Below are 2,381 nucleotides of genomic sequence, written 5' to 3'. Positions count from 1 at the left end.
AGGGCCCGGCGGCAGGCCAGAGCGGCGGCCAGCCTCAACCTCAACCCGACGATCGTCGTGCCCGCCGGGCAGGCGCGTCAGGCGCACGAGGGGCTGGCCGCCAGCTTGCGCGCGCAAGGCTCCGGCGTCGAAGTGAAGGCCGATGGCCAGGGCATGCGCGAGGTCATCGTTCGCGCACGCACCGACGCGACGCTGATCTACGTTTTCTGCCACGGCAGCTCGCCGCCGTCGGCCGCGGCGCCACAGCCGGAAACGCTGCAGCTCGACCGGGACTGCGCGGTTTCGGTCGAGCAGATCGACGAGCAGCGCGTCTATCCGAACGCGCCGCTCGTCTTTCTCAACGCCTGCAGCGCCGGCGCCTGCTCGCCCTTGTCCTTCACCGGCTTTCTCAAGGCATTCCGGCGCAAGCAGGCGCTCGGACTGATTGCGCCGAGCTTTGCCGTGCCGACCGGCTTCGCGGCCCGCTTCGGCGCCGATGTCGTCGACGCCTGTTTCCACAGCCCGGGCCGCAGCCTCGCCGGCCTGCTGCTCGGCTTCCGGCAGCAGCATGTGCGGCGCGGCAACCCGCTGCCGCTGCTCTATGCCGTGCAGTGCCAGCTCGATCTCTAGATAATAAGGAGGCACACGATGTCGGAAAGATGGCAAACGCTGATCGTCAGCGACCTCCACCTGGGCGGTGGCGCGGCCGATCCGGGCGACGACCATGTCTACCAGAATCGGCAGCTCGAACGTTTCGTCCGCCAGCGCCTGGCTTCGCCGGCCGGCCAGGCGGGCGAGATCGAACTGTTCTTCAACGGCGACTTCCTGGAATTCGCGCAGGTCCGGCCGCAGGCCTATCGCAACCCGTCGGCCGACTACTGGTGCTCGGAAGCGGAGTCGCTGGAGAAGCTCGAGGCCATCCTCGCCGGGCACGACAACAGCTTCGCCGCGCTGCGCGATTTTCAGGCGGCGGGCAACCGGGTGACCCTGGCCGCCGGCAACCACGACGTCGACCTGTGCTGGCCGGCCGTCCGCAAGCGCCTGCGGGCGCGCATCGGCCCCGGCCTGCGTTTCGAAACGGGCGTCGATTGGGTCGAGCGCCACGACGGCCGGCTGCACATCGGCCACGGCCACATGGAGGATCCGGCCAATCGCTTCAAACACTGGTCGGCGCCGATCCGCCAGGCGCCGGACGGAGCGCGGCTCGAGATGTGCCCCGGCACCTTGTTCATGGTGCACTTCGTCAATGGTCTCGAGGCGCGCTATCCGTTCGCCGACAACCTGCACCCGGTGCAGAACCTGGCGACGGTCTTGCTGCGCGAAGACACCGGCGGTTTCGCCAGCGCCGGCTGGATGCTGCTGAAGTTCATCGCCCGCCACGCCAAGGCGCTTGGCGCGCCGGCGCATTCCGACGTCGGCCGGCGGCTGCTGGCGCGGCTGCGCGACGACGACGATTTCGCGCAGCGTCTGGCCGCCGCGTGCCGGCTCCTGGGCGAAGAGCGAAGCCCGGCCAGCGTGCGCCGCGACGTGACAGACGAGGACAGCCTGGCCGAACTGATGCGCCAACTGTTCGTCGTCGTTCCCACGGACGACTGGCAGGCGTTGTTCGCGCTGCGGCCGGCGGCGGTGCTCGGCACGGGGAGTAGCAAGACGCTGGGCACGATCGTCGGGGCGCGCCACTTCGGCCGCCAGGCGCTGCGCGACCTCGCGCAACGCCGATTCGACGCCTGTCCGGCAGCGCAGGTGATCGTCATGGGCCACACCCACCTGCCCGACACGCAGAGCTTCGGCAACCGCCATTACCTGAATCCCGGTAGCTGGACACGCTACCTCGACCTCGAGTCACACCCGCCTCTCAGGCTCGACGACCTGCGCGACGAATCCTGCTTCCCCTACGAGCTGAACTACGTCGTCGTCGAAGCCACGGAGACGGACTCCAGACTGGTCGCCAGACGAGCGTGCTTCGAGAAGAGCGGCTGAACGGAAGCGCGCACGCGCCGGCTGCCCATCGATCACCGCCCGCGAAGTCCGCCCATGTTTCCCATATCCTCCCTCTCGCTCGATCAGGCGCGCAAAGCGTCGCGCTCGCACAACGGCTGCAAGCGCACGCGTGCCTGAATGTGCCAGGCCGTGTTCACAAAATTGCTAGCGGAGCATGATCACGATGAGGGCGCGACGGTGACGAAAGCCAGGAAGTTGGCTTTGAGTTTTTCATAGCGGGTAACGACTCGGCAGAACTGTTTGCGTTTGTTAAAAAGGCACTCGACTTTGTTGCGCTGCTTGTAGCGTTCCTGGTCGTAGACGATGATCTCCAAGCGATTGGACTTGGGGGGATGACCGGGGTGATGCCCTTGGCGTCGAGCTTGGCACGGATGGCGTTGCGGTCGTAGGCTTTGTCCATA

Annotated in this window: 3 protein-coding genes; 2 read left to right on the top strand and 1 reads right to left on the bottom strand. The window is 67.2% G+C overall.

The window, feature by feature from the left end; translation table 11 throughout:
- Nucleotides 1–609: hypothetical protein (locus CAPSK01_RS07410; protein ID WP_034924542.1), on the top strand; the 609-nt coding region annotated here is incomplete at its 5' end.
- Between the two features lie 18 nt (nucleotides 610–627).
- A complete protein-coding gene (locus tag CAPSK01_RS07405; RefSeq protein ID WP_034924540.1) occupies nucleotides 628–1,959 on the top strand; it encodes a hypothetical protein in 1,332 nt (443 codons plus the stop codon).
- A 179-nt stretch (nucleotides 1,960–2,138) separates the two neighbouring features.
- Here CAPSK01_RS07405 and CAPSK01_RS07400 read toward each other — a convergent pair.
- Nucleotides 2,139–2,381, bottom strand: a 243-nt coding sequence (locus CAPSK01_RS07400) for a transposase (RefSeq protein WP_337958553.1), incomplete at its 5' end; no start/stop codon positions are given.

Origin of the sequence: Candidatus Accumulibacter vicinus, assembly GCF_000584955.1 — a bacterium.
In the GTDB taxonomy this organism is placed as follows: Bacteria; Pseudomonadota; Gammaproteobacteria; order Burkholderiales; family Rhodocyclaceae; genus Accumulibacter; species Accumulibacter vicinus.
The sequence above is the reverse complement of the archived record's forward strand: the minus strand, read 5'-3'. Positions and strand labels throughout refer to the sequence as shown.

Coding starts and splice junctions, on each gene's coding strand:
- CAPSK01_RS07405 (WP_034924540.1), top strand. CDS start 628: ATGTCGGAAAGATGGCAAACGCTGATCGTCAGCGACCTCCACCTGGGC.